This window comes from Craurococcus roseus (assembly GCF_039523795.1).
Taxonomy (GTDB): domain Bacteria; phylum Pseudomonadota; class Alphaproteobacteria; order Acetobacterales; family Acetobacteraceae; genus Craurococcus; species Craurococcus roseus.
In genome coordinates, this window is the sequence record NZ_BAAAFZ010000034.1 from 20606 (window position 1) to 35514 (window position 14909).

The following is a 14909-nucleotide window of genomic DNA, read 5'->3' on the forward strand; positions in this document are numbered from 1 at the left end:
CCGGGCCATCGGCCAAAGTGAAGCCAGCTAGACCCGTCTCAGCCTGACTGTGGCTAGGCTGAGACAGGCTTAAGGTCTGTTGGCCCTTGGGTCCTGGGACCTAGGCGCCCGGCAGCCTGCCGGCGTCGCGACGGGCTTCGTAGGCCTTGGCGTGGATGTAGGCCGCCTCGTGCAGCTCGTCCGGCACGCCGGCGCGGCGCGCCGCCTCGAGCAGGAAGCCGAGCACGTGGTCGGCCTCGATCCGCCGGCCGGCTTCGAGGTCGCGTGACATCGAGGAGGTGGCGTGAGGGGTTCCGCGGAGGTAGGGGAGGTAGAGCCCCTCCACGACCTCCGCCCGCGCGGGGTGGCCGTGCGCGGCCGCGATCGCGGCGTTGCGGCGGAGCAGGCGCTCGATCCAGGCGGCGCCGCCCGACGCGGCGGCGACCTCGCCGAGGTTTCCGCGCATCAGCACGGTCGCGGTCGCGACGGTGCCGAAGATCACCAGCTTCTCCCACATCCTCCGCAACGCATCGGGCGCCGCCTCGGCCTGCACGACGGTTCCGGCGAAGGCCGCCTGGAAGGCGAGCACGCGCGGGCTCATCCGCCCGTCGAGTTCGCCGAACTCGATCAACTGCGGCGGGGCGAACTGCCGTACCGTGCCTTCAGGCGTCAGCAAGGTGGCGACCTTGGTCAGCCCGCCGAGCACGCGCCCCGGCCCGAACGCTGCCTCGAGCCGCTCGAGGTGGGAGATGCCGTTCAGCAGCGGCAACACCGCCGTTCCCTCGCCCACCGCGGGATGGAGCGCCTCGATCGCGTCATCCAGATCGTAGGCCTTGCAGGTCAGCAGCACCATGTCCCAGCCCCGGCCGGCCTCGCCGGCGAGAAGCGCCCGCACGGGACGGTGCCGGAAGTCGCCGGCTGGACTCTCGATCACGAGCCCGTCGCGGTCGAGCTGGGCCTTGCGGCCGGGCCGCACGAGGAAGGCGACCTCCTCGGCCACGCCCGCCTCGAGCAATCGCCCGCCGAAGTAGCCGCCGATCGCGCCGGCGCCGAGGACCAGGACACGCATCGCCACCTCCCGCGCCCTCCGGTCGCCGGCAGCACTTCGGGGAGGTGCGTTGCCGCACGCTGCGCCGGGGCCTGACGATCCTGCCTCAGGTCCGATCCCAGGGGACAGTGAGATCGGTGGCGGTCGCCTGGTTTTCCGGCGCGGGAACAGTCCGGGACCGCCTCAACCGGCCCCTCACGCCCTGCGTGTTTCCACTCGGCGCGATCACGGCCTAAACCGCCGGCTAGGCGGAGGAAAAGCCGTCTGGACCGGAGCAGACCCGATGTCAGCTTCCCAGGGCCGGCAGGGCATCTCTGGTGCGACTTCAAGTCGCGTCTGCATTCGGCGCTCTGCCACTCACCCTCGCCCCGCCAACTGCCGGTTCTCCAGCCGGCTCAGCACCCGCACCACCGGCCACAGCAGCACGAAGTAGGCCACCGCCGCCGCCACGATCGGCGTGGCGTTGAAGGTCACGCTCTGCGCCTGCCGCGCCTGGAACAGCAGCTCCGGCAGCGCCACCACGGAGGCGATGGAGGTGAGCTTCACCACCTCCAGCGTGTTGGAGATCAGGTCCGGCAGCACGTTCCGCGCCGCCTGCGGCAAGACCACGTAGGCCATGGTTTGCCCGCGCGAGAGGCCGGTGGAGCGCGCCGCCTCCGTCTGCCCCGCCGGCACGCTCTCGATGCCGGCGCGCAGGATCTCGCCGTAGTAGGCGCCGGTGTTGAGGAAGAAGCCGATCGCCACCGCCCCCCAGGGCGAGACCTCCAGCCCGGCGAAGGGCAGCCCCGCGTAGACGAACACCAGCAGCACCAGCGGCGGCAGGGAGCGGAACACGTCTACCCAGGCCATCAGCGGCCAGCGCACCCACGGGCTCCGGACGGTGGAGAGCAGCGCCAGCAGCACGCCGCCCGCGAGGCCGAGCGGCACTACCATGGCCGAGAGCAACAGCGTTTGGACGAGGCCCGACAGCAGGATCGGCCAGGCCTGCCGCAGGATGTCGAGCGAGAAGAAGGCGAGGGTGAAGTCTTCCCATGTCATCCGCGCGTCACCGCTTCCACGCGAAGCGCGTCTCGATCCAGCGGCCGAGCACCACCACCGGCAGGAACAGCACGAGGTAGGCCAGCGCGCCGAGCGTCAGCGGCGTCGGGTTGAAGGCGAAGGAGACGCCCGCCTGCGCCGCGCCCAGGATCTCCGGCACCGCCACCACGGAGGCCAGCGCCGTGTTCTTGGTGATGGCGATGGTGCGGTTGGTCAGCGGCGGCACGGTCATCCGCAGCGCCTGCGGCAGCACCACCGAACGCAGGGTCTGCCCGAAGCCGAGCCCGGTGGAGCGCGCCGCCTCCCACTGCCCCTTCGGCACGGCGGTGATGCCGGCCCAGAAGATCTCCTCCGTGAAGGCCATCAGCACCAGCGACAGCGCCAGCCACGCCGAGGCGAAGCCCGACAGCGACAGCCCCGCCGCCGGCAGGCCGAAGAAGAGCAGGGCGATCACCACCAGCGGCGGCAAGGCGCGGAACAGGTCCACGACGAAGACGATGAGCCAGTTCACCGGCCGCACGCCGAGGCTGCGCAACAGCGCCAGCGCCAACCCGGCCGCCAAGCCGGTGGCGACGATGCACAGCGCCAGCGCCACCGTCAGCCCGAAGCCCTCGACGATCTTCGGCAGGTACTCGGCCGCGACGCGCGCGTTGAGGAAGCTCTCGGCGAAGCGGTCCCAGCCGGTCACGCGCCCCGCCGCCTCAATGCCGGTCGATCTGGCGGATGAAGGCGCGCGTCCGCTCCTCGCGCGGGGCGCCGAACACCGCCTCCGGCGGCCCTTCCTCCACCACCAGCCCGTGGTCCATGAACACCACGCGGTCGGCGGCGGCGCGGGCGAAGCCCATCTCGTGGCTCACCACCACCATCGTCATGCCGCTCTCGCGCAGCTCCCGCATCACCTGGAGCACGCCGCCCACCAGCTCCGGGTCGAGGGCGCTGGTCGGCTCGTCGAACAGCATGACGCGCGGCTCCAGCGCGATGGCGCGGGCGATGGCGACGCGCTGCTGCTGCCCGCCCGAGAGCTGGCCCGGGTAGTGCCCGGCGCGGTCCGCCAAGTGGACCCGGTCCAGCGCCGCCCGCGCCCGCGCTCCGGCCTCGCCGCGCGGCAACCCCAGGACCTTCCGCAAGGCGAGCGCCACGTTTCCGAGCGCCGTCATGTGCGGGTAGAGGTTGAAGGACTGGAACACCATGCCGATGCGCTGGCGCGCCCGGTTGATGTCCGTCTTGCGGTCGAGCATGTCGATGCCGTCCACCTCGATCCGGCCGCCGCTCGGCTCCTCCAAGCGGTTCAGGCAGCGCAGCAGGGTGGACTTGCCGGAGCCCGAAGGGCCGATCACGAAGACCAGCTCCCGCTCCGCCACCTCCAGGTCCACCCCGCGCAGGACATGCAGCGGGCCGAAGTGCTTGTGGATGCCGTGCGCGCGGACGATCGGCTTGCCGGCGGCGGCTGCCATCAGCCGCAGCGCGGCTCGTGCGGCGTCGCGTCGTAGCCCGGGTTCCCCGGTGGGCCGTAGCCGGGGAAGACGACCCGTTCGGCGTCCTCCTCCTTGGGCGCGGCGCCGAACCAGCGCTCCGACAGGCGGGCGACCGTGCCGTCCTTCTTCATGCACTCGATCACCTCCTCCACCTGGTTGCGGAGCGCGCCGCTGTCCTGGCGGAAGGGCGTGGCCCAGTGCATGCGGGTGCCGGGCAGCACCCAGTCGGCCACGAATTGCGGCGTCCGGCTGGCGCTGTACTTCACCACCGTGTTGCCGGAGAGGTTCGCCTGCGCCCGGCCTTGCAGCACCGCCTGCACCGCGTCCGCCTGGCTGTCGAAGGCCATCAGCTTGAGGTCCAGCCGCTCGGCGTTGCGGGTCACCCACTGCTCGTAAGGCGTGCCCTTGTTCACGCTGATGGTTCTGCCGCGAAGGTCCTCCTCGGACTTGATGGGCGGCGAGCCGCGGCGGATGCCGAATTGCAGCTCGGTCCAGAGGTAGCCCTCGGTGAACAGAAGGTTCGCCGCGCGCTCCGGGGTCACGGTGGTGGGCGCGCAGAGGAAGTCGTAGCGCCCGGCGTTCAGCGCCGGGATCAGGCCGGAGAAGCTGGCGGAGTCGATGGTGATCGCCCGCCCCATCCGCTTCGCCACCTCCTGGAAGAGGTCGATCTGGAAGCCCTGCACGCCGCCCTCCAGCTTGGGGAAGGCGTGGGGGGCGAAGGTGCCGTCCACCGCGCAGCGCAGCGGCGGCTGGTTGGCCGAACCGGTCGGCGCCTGCGCCCGGGCGGCCGGGCCGAGGCCCTGGACGGCGGTGAACAGGCACAGGGCCACGGGCAGGAAGAGCTTCATGGGCGGGCCTTCTCCGGGTGCGGTCCGGCCCGGACGATCAACGATCCCCGCCGGTGGCGCAACCGGCCTGGGGCTGGTCGAACGGCCCTCCCGGCCGGCGATTGCACGGCTTGGTTGCGGGAACCGGCGCATTTGCCATGAAATCGCCCCAAGCTCGGCCACAACCCGCCGCGACCGGGGGATTACATGGTCGTCACCCACCCGGGCGGTCCGGGCGGCGAAACACCAAGCCGGGATCACAATCACCATGCAACGCATTGCATGCACGATGATCGGGGGCGCCCTCTTCGTCGTCTGCTGCCTCGTCGCGCTGCTGCTGAGCGACGCGCTGTCGCCCGGGCGCCTGCCGCCGATGCTCGCCTTCTACGCCGCTTGCGGCGCGGGCGTCTCCTTGATCCTGGGCTTGGTGATGCTGGAGCGGCGCGGCGTCCCGCACGGCTTCGCCGCCCTCGAAGGACGCTAGGCCTTTTCCGGGTACAACCCGAGCAGCGCCGCTTCGCTCGCACCGCACCGGCCCCGCTCCGTGACGAGGCCCGACACGAGCCGCGCCGGCGTCACGTCGAAGGACGGGTTCGCGGCCGGGCTCCCTTCGGCCGCGACCCGCACCGTCTCCAGCCGCCCGTCGGCGGTGCGGCCCGTAAGCTCCGTCACCTCCTCGGCGGCCCGTTCCTCGATCGGGATGCCGGCCACTCCGTCCGCCACGCCCGCGTCGAAGGTCGAGTGCGGCATCGCCACCCAGAAGGGCACGCCGTTGTCGCGGGCGGCCAGCGCCTTGAGGTAGGTGCCGATCTTGTTCGCCACGTCGCCGTTCCGCGCCACGCGGTCGGTGCCGACGATGCAGATGTCGACTAGCCCGCGCTGCATCAGGTGCCCGCCGGCGTTGTCCGCGACCACCGTGTGCGGCACCCCGTGCCTGCCGAGTTCCCAGGCCGTCAGCGCCGCGCCCTGGTTCCGCGGCCGCGTCTCGTCCACCCAGACATGGACCGGCAGCCCGGCGTCGTGCGCCTGGTAGATGGGGGAGAGAGCGGTGCCCCAGTCCACCGTCGCCAACCAGCCGGCGTTGCAGTGGGTGAGGACGTTGACGGCCTCGCCCGCCGGCTTCGCCCGGGCGATTTCCTGCAACAGCGGCAGCCCGTGCGCGCCGAGTCGCCGGCAGGTCTCGGCGTCGTCGTCGGCCATGGCCGCCGCTTCGGCGTAAGCGGCGGCCACGCGCTCGGACGGCGGCAGGTTGTGCAGCGCCGCCCGCATCCGGCCCAGCGCCCAGGCGAGGTTCACCGCGGTCGGACGCGTCTGCCCAAGCCGCTCCACGCAAGCGTCGAGGTTCGCGGTGGACGGGTCGCGCCGCAGCGCCAATGCCACGCCGTAGGCGGCCACCGCGCCGATCAGCGGCGCCCCGCGCACCTGCATGGCGCGTATGGCGTGCGCCACCGCCGCGTCGTCCTCCAGGCGCAGCACCTCCAACGCCCACGGCAGCTTCGTCTGGTCGAAGATGCGGACGGCCCAGCCGTCCTCGTCCACCCAGACGCTGCGGTAGTGCTTGCCGTTTATCCTCATGATGCCCCGTCGCTTCCTCGTCCGCCCTCCTCCAGCACGGATAGCACGACCGAGCAAAGCGCCAGGAAGACGAGGCCGGCGTTCGCGGCGTGGGACCATTCCCATTGCGACCGCAGCGCCTCCCAATCGGGCGGCGCCCGTGTCCAGTTCTCGGTGGCCAAGTTGGCCGGGTAGGTCCAAGCGAAGAAGACGGCCAGACTCAGCGCGACGAGCAGGCCGGCCGCCAGCGCCAAACGCGCCGGGCCGCGCCGCCGCCTCCGCCAGAAGGCCGCCGCCAGCCCGAGGTTCGCCGCCATCGCCCCGATCCACACGAAGCCGAACAGCGCCCATCCGCGGTAGAGCGCTTGGACGGCGAAATAGGGGTCCCGCGGCAGCCCTGCCTTGTTCGGCAACTCGAAAAGGTGCGCGCCGGCAGGCACGAGGGCGAGCGCGGTCGACAGCACGGCCAACGCCTGGAGGAGTCTGAAGGGCACGGCGCAGCTCCGGACCGCCGGAGACGGTCAGTCCGGACCGGGGCCGCCCGCCGCGACGGCCTCGATCTCCACCAGCCAGCGCTCGTCGAAGATGCCGGCCACCACGACCGTCATGGCTATCCTGCGGTCGCCCAACACCGCGCGCCGAACCTCCCGTCTGGTCACGCCGTCGGTGCGGTCGGCGAGGAACACGGTCGCCTTCACCAGGTTGTCGAGGGTCATGCCGGCTGCGCGGAGCTGCGCCTCGACGTTGGCCCAAGCTTGCCGGCACTGCGCGGCGAAGCCTTCGGGCAGGCTGCCGTCGGCGCGTTCGGGCGTTTGCCCGCTCACGAACAGCAGGCGCTGCGCGCCCGAGACCTCCAGGGCCTGCGCGTAGGCGCGACCGGGCGGGATGGCGGGCGCGTCGGCGGCGTCGATCGGGCGAGTCTGCATGGGGAAGGGCGGCTCCGTCACATCCGCTGATGCAGGGCGCAGACCAGGGTGAAGAGGCGCCGCGCCGTCTCGAAATCCATCGCGATGCGGCCTTCCAGGCGTTCCATCAGCAGCTCCGCGCCTTCGTTGTGCAGGCCGCGCCGGCCCATGTCGATGGCCTGGATGCGCGCTTCCATCCCGCCTTCGGCCACGGCGCGCTCGTGGCTCTCGACGATCATGTGGTAGTCCTTGATCAACCGTCGGAAAGGCCCCAACGCCAACAGGATGGCGCGCAAAGGCGCGTCGCCGGCGTCTCGGATGTCGAAGGCCAGCCGCCCGTCGCGGATGCACAGGTGCAAGACGAACGGGCCGCCCTCCACGCCCTCCGGGTCGAAATTGTTCTCCATCAGCAGGTCGGCGACCGCTTGGCTGCGGTCGGCTTCCGCGTAGGCCGAGGGCAGGGGCGTGGCGTCCGGCAACTCGATGCGCGAAAGCCGGCGGGAGGACGCCGCGCCTGCCGCCCCGGTCGCCCCGGGAGCCAAGGTCGGATCAGCCACGCCTGTTTTCCTCGCGGGGAGCGCCCTCCGGCGCGTCCTCCCTCTCCAAGAACCCCATTCGGACCATGTAGCCCACCACGCCGCCTTTCGCGGGCCGCAGCAGCACCGTGCAGAGCACGGCGAAGAGCGGCAACCACACCGCCATGTGCAGCCACATGGGCGGTTGGTAATTCCGCTCGACCCAGAACACGACCGGCACCAGCAGGTGGCCGACGAGGAAGATGACGACGTAGGGCGGCGCGTCGTCCGCCCGCAATTGGCCGAGCGGCGCCTTGCACACGGCGCATTCCGGCACGACGCGGAGGAAGCCTTTGAACACCTTGCCTTCGCCGCAAACCGGGCAGCGGTTGCCGATGCCCCGGCCCACCGCGGTGAGCAGGGACGGCGGCGTGTAGGGCAGCGCGCCGGCCGCGCGATCCGGTTCCCATCTCATAAGGCGGTCTCCACCCTTGCGTCCGCTGCGTGACGCGGCACTGCCGGCCCCAGCCCGGATGCCATCGCCCGCGGCCGGATGATCTTTTTGCGCCGCAGCAATCGCCGGGATAGTGGTCCTGGCGGGCCTCCGCATCAAGCGCCCGACCCCCCGGCACCGTTCCCGGCCACCCGACCGCCGCCCGAGCCGCTTGCGGGGTCGGACCGTGTGCGTGATCTTCGCGACCATGCAGCGCCCCGCCCGCGTTTTGGTTATCAATCCGAACAATTCCACGTCCTGCACGGACGGCATAGCCGCCGCGCTCCGCCCTTTGGCGTCGGGAGCCGCGCGGTTCGATGTGGTGCGCTTGCCCGAAGGGCCGCCGGCCGTCGCGAGTTGGGCAGACTGGTTCGCGGTCGCCGAGCCGCTGCGTCGGCTGGTGGCGCGCGAGGAGGCGGCCGCTTACGTGATCGCCTGCGTGTCCGACCCCGGGCTGGACGCGGTCCGGGAGGCGACGCGGCGCCCCGTGCTGGGGATGCTCCGCTGCGCCATCGCTGCGGCGCTCGCCCGCGGGGCGGAGCGTTTCGGGATCATTGGCTTCGCCGACGCCAGCCTCCCCCGCCAGCGCCGCGTGCTCCAGGCGATGGGTGTGGAGGCTAGGCTGTCCGGGTGGGAGCCGCTGAACCTCCCCATGGAGACCCTGACCGATCCCGTCGCGCCCCGTGGGCGGATCGCCGCCGCGGCCCGTGCTCTCGCCGCGGGCGGGGCGGAAGCGGTCGTGCTCGGTTGCGCCGGCCTCGCGGGCCACACCGCCGCCGCGGAAAACGGGGCCGGAGTGCCGGTGGTCGAGCCCTGCCGCGCGGCAGGGGCGATGGCGTTGCTCGCCGCCCTGGACGATTCGTCGCGGGGCGCCGACGCCGCCTGACGCCGATGCGGCTACCTTTGCGGGTTCGGCCCCATGCCGGGCAGCCCGCCGGCCAGCCCCTCGGTCGAGAGGCGCCCGTTCTGCTCCGGCCGGCCGACATCGGGTTGCAGCGTCCGCCGCTGCGGCTCGAACTGCTGGACCTCCGGGCGGATCGGCCGGTCGTCGCCGCGGGCGTCTCGCGCCGCGTCGCGGAAGCGGTCCGCCCGCGTGTCCTGGTTCAAGCCACGCGACGCGCGCTCGGCGGGTGACTGCGTCGTGTCGCGCGCGCGGTCCGCCCGAAGGTCGCGGTTCTGGCTCCTCGGAGCGCGCTCGGCCCTGGCCCGGGGCGCGTCAAGGGCGCGGTCCGCCCGCAGTTCCCGGTTCGGGCTCCGGGGCGCGCGCTCGGCGGCGGGCGTTTGCGCCGCGGCCAAGCCGGTGAACAGGACCAACAGCCCGAATGCTCGCAACAGCATGGCACACCTCCGCGTCGGTCATTCAGCGCGGCGACATGCCTCCCGGTTTCCCGGCCGGCCCATCACTCGGCGGCGTCGCGGCGGCGCTCCCCGGGCGCCCAAACCGGCGGCGCCTCGCTGCCCGCCTGGGCGGTGATGCGGCCGTAGTGCTCCGGCCGGCGGTGGCGGGCGAAGTCGAAGATGGTCTCGCGGCCGAGCCGGCACATGTCCAGGTCGCAATCCGCCACGATCAGCTCGTCGTCCCAGCTCGTCGCCTGGGCCATGATCTCGCCCTGCGGATTGACGATGATGGAGTGTCCGAACAGCTCGTGCCCGTCTTCCGTGCCCGCCTTGGCGACAGAGGCGGCGAAGCAGGCGTTCTGGTAGCACCCGGCCTGCACCGACAGGTGGGAATGGAACACCCGCAGGTGGTGCGCCTCGAAGCCGCGCCCATCCATGTTCAGGCTCGGCGTGTTGTAGCCGAGCATGACCAGCTCGACTTGTTGCAAGCCCAGCACCCGCCACGCCTCCGGCCAGCGCCGGTCGTTGCAGATCAAGAGGCCGAGGTTCGCTTGCTGACCGCCCACGGGCGCGCGCACCACCGGGAAGCCGAGGTCGCCCACTTCGAAGAACCGCTTCTCCAGGTGCTGCACCGTCCGGAGCGGGTCGTACTCCGCGTGGCCGGGCAGGTGGACCTTGCGGTACTTCAGCACGACCTCGCCGGAGGGGTGGACATAGACCGCGGTGTTGAAGCGCCGCCCGTCCGGCGTCTTCTCGGCGTGGCCCAGGTGGAAGCCGAGGCCGAGGCGCTTCGCCGCCTCGAACAGCGGCGCCGTCGCCGGGGAGGGCAGGGCGGTCTCGAACCAGCGGTCGGCCGCCGTGACGTCCTCCTCGTACCAACGCGGGAAGAAGGTGGTGAGCGCCAGTTCGGGGAAGACCACGGCTTCCGCCCCGCGACGGTGCGCCCGCTCCATCAGGCGGACCATGCGGCCGACGGCTTCTTCCCGCGGCTCGGCTTTTTGGATGGGGCCGAGCTGCGCCGCGGCGAGCGTGAGGACCCGAGCCATCGGCGGCGCCCTATTCGTAGACCAGCGACAAGGTCTCGGCGACCAGCGCCGGCCGGTCGCTGCCCTCGACCTCCACCGTCGCTTCCGTCACCAGCCGGGAGCAGCCGTTCCCCATCGGCTCGATCGCCTTGAGCGTCAGGTGGCCGCGCACCCGCACGCCGGAGGGCACCGGCGCCGTGAAGCGCACCTTGTTGGAGCCGTAGTTCACCCCGCGCTTGCGGCTTTTGATGGAGTAGATGTTCGCGTTGAGGCGCGGCAGCAGCGACAGGGTGAGGTAGCCGTGCGCGATGGTGCGCCCGCCCGGCATCTCGCGCTTGGCCCGCTCCACGTCCACGTGGATCCATTGGTGGTCGCCCGTCGCCTCGGCGAAGCGGTCGATCATCGCCTGGTCCACCACCACCCACTCGCTGGAGCCGAGCGGCTTGCCGACGTGCGCCCGCAGCGCCTCCACGCTCTCCACCTCCATCACGCGCCGCCTCCCGTGGTTATCTGGCCGTCGAGGCGTCGCACATCGGCCCCGGCTTGACCAGCGGCGGGCCGGCGCCCGACCTTGCCCGCCCCACCGGGACGCCGAATGCCGCCCGACTTCCAGCCCGCGCCCGCCTCCCTGCCCGAAGGCCGCCGCGTCTACGCCATCGGCGACGTCCACGGCTGCGACGAACGCTTGGCGCGGCTGCACCGGCTGGTGGCCGAGGACCTCGCGGCGCGGCCGGCGGCGCGGCCGCTGCTGCTGCACCTCGGCGACTACGTGGACAAGGGGCCGGACAGCGCCGGCGTGGTGGCCCGCCTCGCCGCCGGCCCGCCGTTGCCGGGCGTGCCGACCGTGAACCTGATGGGCAACCACGAGCGCACCATGCTCGACGCCCTGGACGGCCAACCCGCCGCCGCCACCGACTGGCGGCACAGCGGCGGCGGCGAGGCGCTGGCGAGCTGGGGCATAGACCCGGCCTCGCCCGCCTCGGGCTGGGCCGAAAGGATACCGGCCGCGCACCTGGTCTTCGTGCGCGGCTTGGCGATGCACCACCGGCTCGGCGGCTACCTGTTCGTCCACGCCGGCCTCAAGCCCGGCCTGCCGCTCGACCGGCAATCGCCCGAAGACCTGCTGCGCATCCGCCGCGCCTTCCTGGACTCGGACGCGGATTTCGGCGCCGTGGTGGTGCACGGGCACACGCCCGTCCGGCACGGGCCGGAGGTCCGGCGCAACCGGATCAACGTCGACACCGGCGCCGTGTTCGGCCGGGAGCTGACCTGCGCGGTGCTGGAAGCGGACCGTGTCGGCTTCCTGTTCGCCTGATCCCGACACCCGGCCTCGGGCTTTAGCGGTTCGGTCATCCCTGGGCCGCAGGATGGCGCGGCAACACCGGAACCGCCCAGCCGCCCATGGCCGAGCCCGACGCACCGGCGGTCCGCCGCCTCCTGTCCTCGGCTTTCCTGCCGCCCCTGCTCCTGTGGGCGTTGTTCTGCGCCGCCCTCGGCGGCGGCGTCGCCCTCCACCTCCACCACGCGTCCGGCGCCGCGACTGAAGGGATCTACGAGCGCGCCGAGGCCGCCGCCGCGGTCGCGGAACACACGCTGCTCCGCGCCTTCGAGGCAGTGCAGAGCGTCCACGACCTGTTGCAACTCCGGCAAAACCTACTGGAGGCCGACGAGGCGCCCGGTGCCCACGCCATCCAGGCGCACATAGCGAACCTCGTCGGAAACGACCGCTTCGGCATCATACAAGCCGGTGTCGTCGACCGGAGAGGAGTGGGGGTTTGGGGCACGGCGAGCGGCATCGCCGCCCTGTCCCTCGCCGACCGCGAGCACTTCCGGGCGCATATGGCGGAAGGCGCCACAGCCGGGCTTTTCGTCAGCCAGCCCCTCCTCGGGCGCACCACAAACCGGTGGGGCATCCAAACCAGCCGGCCGGTGCGGGACCTGTGGGGCAGGGTCGTGGGCGTCGGCGTCGTTTCGCTGGACCCGGTGGCGCTGTCACGCGGCCTGGGTCGGGGGCTCAACGGCACGGCCCAGGCCACCATCGTGCGCCGCTTGGCGGACGGGGCGATGCTCGCCCGCAGCAGCGGCATCGAGGCCCGCCTTGGCGAGCCTGGCGTCCCCGACCACCCGGCCGTGGCGGCGGCGCGCCGGGCGCCGACCGGCCGGCTCGCCCACCGCGCCACCGGCGACGGGCGCGAAATCATCGGCGTCTACCGGGTGCCGGAGGGCCTGCCGCTGGTCGCCTCCGCCGCCTTCACCTTAGCGGAAGAACGGGCGGCGTTTCGACGCGCCGCCGCGGCGACGGCGGTGGCCGCGTTGGCGCTGATGGCGCTCGCCCTCCAGATCGCCCTGTCCTCGGCGCGCGGCCGGCGGCTCCGCCAGCTCTTGCAGACCGAGGCGGAGCGCGATCCCCTGACCGGATTGCTGAACCGCCGTGCGCTGCGGGCCCGCGCCGAGCGGCTGTTCGCCAAGTCCACGGCATCCGGCCGGCCGGTGGCGCTGCTGCTGCTCGACCTGGACCACTTCAAGTCCATCAACGACACGCACGGGCACGCGGCGGGCGACGCGGTGCTGCGGGGCGTGGCCGAGGTGCTGGTGCGCGAGATCCGCCGCGACGACCTGGCGTGCCGCTGGGGCGGCGAGGAGATGCTGGCGGTGCTGCGCGACTGCGACCTGCGCCGCGCCGAAGCGCTGGCCGCCGCGCTCAGGGCGGCGATCAAGGAGGCCTGTCCCGGAGACATCCCCGAACTGCGTGTGACGGCCTCGATCGGTGTGGCCGCCTTCCCGGAACACGGCGCCGGGTTGGACGAGTTGACCAAGCGGGCGGACGCGGCGCTCTACGCCGCCAAACGTTCCGGGCGCGACCGCGTGGTGTGCGCCCTGGCCGCGTGACCCACGCGCGGCTCGGCCGCCCCGCACCGGCCCCCCCATGCGGCAAGGGGAAGTTGTTATCGGGCGCGTTTGGGTGTTTGGTCATAAAAGAGGACGCGGGACGGTCGAGCAGCCCAGGGAAGCATGCTTTTTCATGTTTGAGTCCCGTCCATTGGGCCCCCGTTATCCCATCCTGTCTTCGGCGCTGCTGCCGCCCCTGCTGCTGTGGCTTCTGTTCTGCGCCGTCCTCGGCTCCGGCGTGGCGACCTACCTGCTCCGCGCCTCCGCCGAAGCGACCGAAAGCATCTACACCCGGGCGGAAGCGGTGGCCGCGATGGCGGAGCACACCCTCCTCCGCACCTTCGAGGCGGTTCAGGGGGTCCACGACCTCCTGCAACTCCGGCAAAGCCTCCTCGAAACCGACGAGGCGCCGGGCGCCTACGCCATCCAGAGCCACGTCGCCCGCCTCGCCGCAGGCGGGCGCTTCGGCATCACCCGGGTCAGCACCACCGACCGGGACGGCCGTGTGGTCTGGGCGACGGAACCGGGCGCCGTGGGGGCGCTGGTCGGCGACCGCGACCACATCCGGACGCACTTGGCGGGCACGGCGGCGGGCGTGGTCGTCAGCCCGACGATGCCCATCGGCCCCGACGGGCGCTGGGGCATCCAGGTGAGCCGCCCCGTCCGGGACGGTTGGGGCGCAGTGGTGGGGGTTGGCGTGGTGTCCCTCGATCCGCTGACCCTGTCCCGCGGCCTGGGCAAGGACGTGGCCGGCCCGTCCCAGGTCGCCGTCGTCCGCCGCCTGGGCGACGGCGCCCTGCTCGCCCGTAGCCGCGACATGGAACAGCGCTTCGGCGAGACCCCCGACCCGAACCACCCCAGCGTAGTGGCCGCGCGCGCCGCGCCGTCGGGCCGCCTCGGCTACCACGGCGTCCGGAGCAGGCGCGCCGTGATGGGCGCCTACCGCGTGCCCGAAGGTTTGCCCGTGGTCGCCACGGCCGCCTTTGGCCGGGACGAGGAGCGGGCCCAATTCCGCCAGCACGCGACCGCCTTCATCGCCGCGACGGGGGTGGCGATGCTCTTCGGCCTGCAGGTCGCCATGTCCTGGGCGCGGGGCCGGCGGCTCCGCGAGCGCCTCCAGGTGGAGGCGGCGCGCGACCCGTTGACCGGGCTGCTCAACCGCCGCTCCCTCCAGGCCCGGGCCGCCCGGATGCTCGCGGAAGCGCGTGGCAAGGGGCAGAAGGCGGCGCTGCTGCTGCTCGACCTGGACCACTTCAAGTCCATCAACGACACGCACGGGCACGCGGCGGGCGACGCGGTGCTGCGGGATGTGGCCGAGGTGCTGGTGCGCGAGATCCGCCGCGACGACCTGGCGTGCCGCTGGGGCGGCGAGGAGATGCTGGCGGTGTTGCGGAATTGCGACCTCCGCCACGCGGAGGAGCGCGCCGTGAAGCTGCGGGCCGAGATCGCCGCCGCGCGGCCCGGGGGCGTGCCGGGCCTCCACGTGACGGCCTCCATCGGCGTCGCAGCCTTCCCGGAGCACGGCGCCGGGTTGGAGGAACTCACCAAGCGGGCGGACGCGGCGCTCTACATCGCCAAGCGCTTCGGGCGCGACCGCGTGGTGTGCGCGCCGCCTGCCGCCGCTTGAAGGGCCCCGCCCCGGCCGTGGCCGCGAGCGTGGACAGGGCGGCCCCGCCGGTCGCAGGGTCCTCCGCGCGAACCCGGAACCGCCGCGACCGCCCACCGATGCTCGAACCACCGCTGCCCGCTCCGGTTGTCCCCGACCGCTGGACGCCCGCGCCCATGGTGCGCGCCGCCTGCTGGGCGCACGCCGCGGCGGCGAT

The 14909-nt window shown here is 72.7% G+C and carries 18 protein-coding genes; 5 read left to right on the forward strand and 13 right to left on the reverse strand.

Annotated elements, in window-relative coordinates; genetic code table 11:
• Positions 1-100 precede the first annotated feature (100 nt).
• From ABD067_RS12710 to ABD067_RS12730, 5 genes are all read right to left on the reverse strand, one after another.
• Positions 101-1048 (reverse strand): ketopantoate reductase family protein, encoded by a 948-nt coding sequence (locus ABD067_RS12710; RefSeq protein ID WP_343895674.1) that lies wholly within the window; start codon positions 1046-1048, stop codon positions 101-103.
• Positions 1049-1384: 336 nt separating this feature from the next.
• The gene (locus tag ABD067_RS12715; RefSeq protein ID WP_343895675.1) at positions 1385-2065 is read right to left on the reverse strand and encodes an amino acid ABC transporter permease; all 681 of its coding nucleotides are present in this window, start codon (positions 2063-2065) and stop codon (positions 1385-1387) included.
• A gap of 7 nt (positions 2066-2072) precedes the next feature.
• Positions 2073-2753 carry an amino acid ABC transporter permease gene (locus ABD067_RS12720; protein WP_343895676.1) on the reverse strand — a complete coding sequence of 227 codons (681 nt, stop codon included), beginning with the start codon at positions 2751-2753 and terminating at the stop codon, positions 2073-2075.
• A 13-nt stretch (positions 2754-2766) separates the two neighbouring features.
• A complete protein-coding gene (locus ABD067_RS12725) occupies positions 2767-3519 on the reverse strand; it encodes an amino acid ABC transporter ATP-binding protein (protein ID WP_343895677.1) in 753 nt (250 codons plus the stop codon).
• Positions 3519-4388 carry a transporter substrate-binding domain-containing protein gene (locus ABD067_RS12730; RefSeq protein ID WP_343895678.1) on the reverse strand — a complete coding sequence of 290 codons (870 nt, stop codon included), beginning with the start codon at positions 4386-4388 and terminating at the stop codon, positions 3519-3521. Before ABD067_RS12730 ends, ABD067_RS12725 begins: the two co-directional genes overlap by 1 nt.
• 247 nt (positions 4389-4635) lie before the next feature.
• Between ABD067_RS12730 and ABD067_RS12735 the strand changes: the two genes are divergently transcribed.
• Complete coding sequence (locus ABD067_RS12735) at positions 4636-4851, forward strand: hypothetical protein (RefSeq protein ID WP_343895679.1); 216 nt, start codon at positions 4636-4638, stop codon at positions 4849-4851.
• Here ABD067_RS12735 and mtnA read toward each other — a convergent pair.
• The 5 genes from mtnA to ABD067_RS12760 are packed head-to-tail and all read right to left on the reverse strand — an operon-like array spanning position 4848 to position 7816.
• The gene (gene mtnA, locus ABD067_RS12740) at positions 4848-5942 is read right to left on the reverse strand and encodes an S-methyl-5-thioribose-1-phosphate isomerase (RefSeq protein ID WP_343895680.1); all 1095 of its coding nucleotides are present in this window, start codon (positions 5940-5942) and stop codon (positions 4848-4850) included. The genes ABD067_RS12735 and mtnA overlap by 4 nt on opposite strands.
• On the reverse strand, positions 5939-6415 hold the full coding sequence (locus ABD067_RS12745) for a hypothetical protein (protein ID WP_343895681.1): 477 nt from the start codon (positions 6413-6415) through the stop codon (positions 5939-5941). The genes mtnA and ABD067_RS12745 overlap by 4 nt, the downstream gene beginning before the upstream one ends.
• Before the next feature lie 27 nt (positions 6416-6442).
• Positions 6443-6847, reverse strand: coding sequence for a RidA family protein (locus ABD067_RS12750; protein ID WP_343895682.1), 405 nt, complete (start codon positions 6845-6847; stop codon positions 6443-6445).
• A 17-nt stretch (positions 6848-6864) separates the two neighbouring features.
• Positions 6865-7383: a UPF0262 family protein gene (locus tag ABD067_RS12755; protein ID WP_343895683.1), complete on the reverse strand. Its 519-nt coding sequence runs from the start codon at positions 7381-7383 to the stop codon at positions 6865-6867.
• Positions 7376-7816 (reverse strand): DUF983 domain-containing protein, encoded by a 441-nt coding sequence (locus ABD067_RS12760; RefSeq protein WP_343895684.1) that lies wholly within the window; start codon positions 7814-7816, stop codon positions 7376-7378. Before ABD067_RS12760 ends, ABD067_RS12755 begins: the two co-directional genes overlap by 8 nt.
• Before the next feature lie 211 nt (positions 7817-8027).
• On the opposite strand from ABD067_RS12760, the gene ABD067_RS12765 reads away from it, so the two are divergent.
• A complete protein-coding gene (locus tag ABD067_RS12765) occupies positions 8028-8720 on the forward strand; it encodes an aspartate/glutamate racemase family protein (protein ID WP_343895685.1) in 693 nt (230 codons plus the stop codon).
• An 11-nt stretch (positions 8721-8731) separates the two neighbouring features.
• Here the strand turns inward: ABD067_RS12765 and ABD067_RS12770 are convergent, their stop codons facing one another.
• The 3 genes from ABD067_RS12770 to ABD067_RS12780 form a co-directional block, all read right to left on the reverse strand.
• Positions 8732-9172 carry a hypothetical protein gene (locus ABD067_RS12770; protein WP_343895686.1) on the reverse strand — a complete coding sequence of 147 codons (441 nt, stop codon included), beginning with the start codon at positions 9170-9172 and terminating at the stop codon, positions 8732-8734.
• Positions 9173-9234: 62 nt separating this feature from the next.
• On the reverse strand, positions 9235-10218 hold the full coding sequence (locus tag ABD067_RS12775) for an N-carbamoyl-D-amino-acid hydrolase (RefSeq protein ID WP_343895687.1): 984 nt from the start codon (positions 10216-10218) through the stop codon (positions 9235-9237).
• Positions 10219-10228: 10 nt separating this feature from the next.
• Positions 10229-10684, reverse strand: a complete 456-nt coding sequence (locus tag ABD067_RS12780; protein ID WP_343895688.1) for a MaoC family dehydratase — start codon at positions 10682-10684, stop codon at positions 10229-10231.
• A 108-nt stretch (positions 10685-10792) separates the two neighbouring features.
• On the opposite strand from ABD067_RS12780, the gene ABD067_RS12785 reads away from it, so the two are divergent.
• The 3 genes from ABD067_RS12785 to ABD067_RS12795 all read left to right on the forward strand — a co-directional run bounded on the left by ABD067_RS12785 (position 10793) and on the right by ABD067_RS12795 (position 14713).
• Positions 10793-11512 (forward strand): metallophosphoesterase family protein, encoded by a 720-nt coding sequence (locus ABD067_RS12785; RefSeq protein ID WP_343895689.1) that lies wholly within the window; start codon positions 10793-10795, stop codon positions 11510-11512.
• Positions 11513-11598: 86 nt separating this feature from the next.
• Positions 11599-13086 carry a GGDEF domain-containing protein gene (locus tag ABD067_RS12790; RefSeq protein WP_343895690.1) on the forward strand — a complete coding sequence of 496 codons (1488 nt, stop codon included), beginning with the start codon at positions 11599-11601 and terminating at the stop codon, positions 13084-13086.
• A 133-nt stretch (positions 13087-13219) separates the two neighbouring features.
• Positions 13220-14713 carry a sensor domain-containing diguanylate cyclase gene (locus ABD067_RS12795; RefSeq protein WP_343895691.1) on the forward strand — a complete coding sequence of 498 codons (1494 nt, stop codon included), beginning with the start codon at positions 13220-13222 and terminating at the stop codon, positions 14711-14713.
• Positions 14714-14909 lie beyond the last annotated feature (196 nt).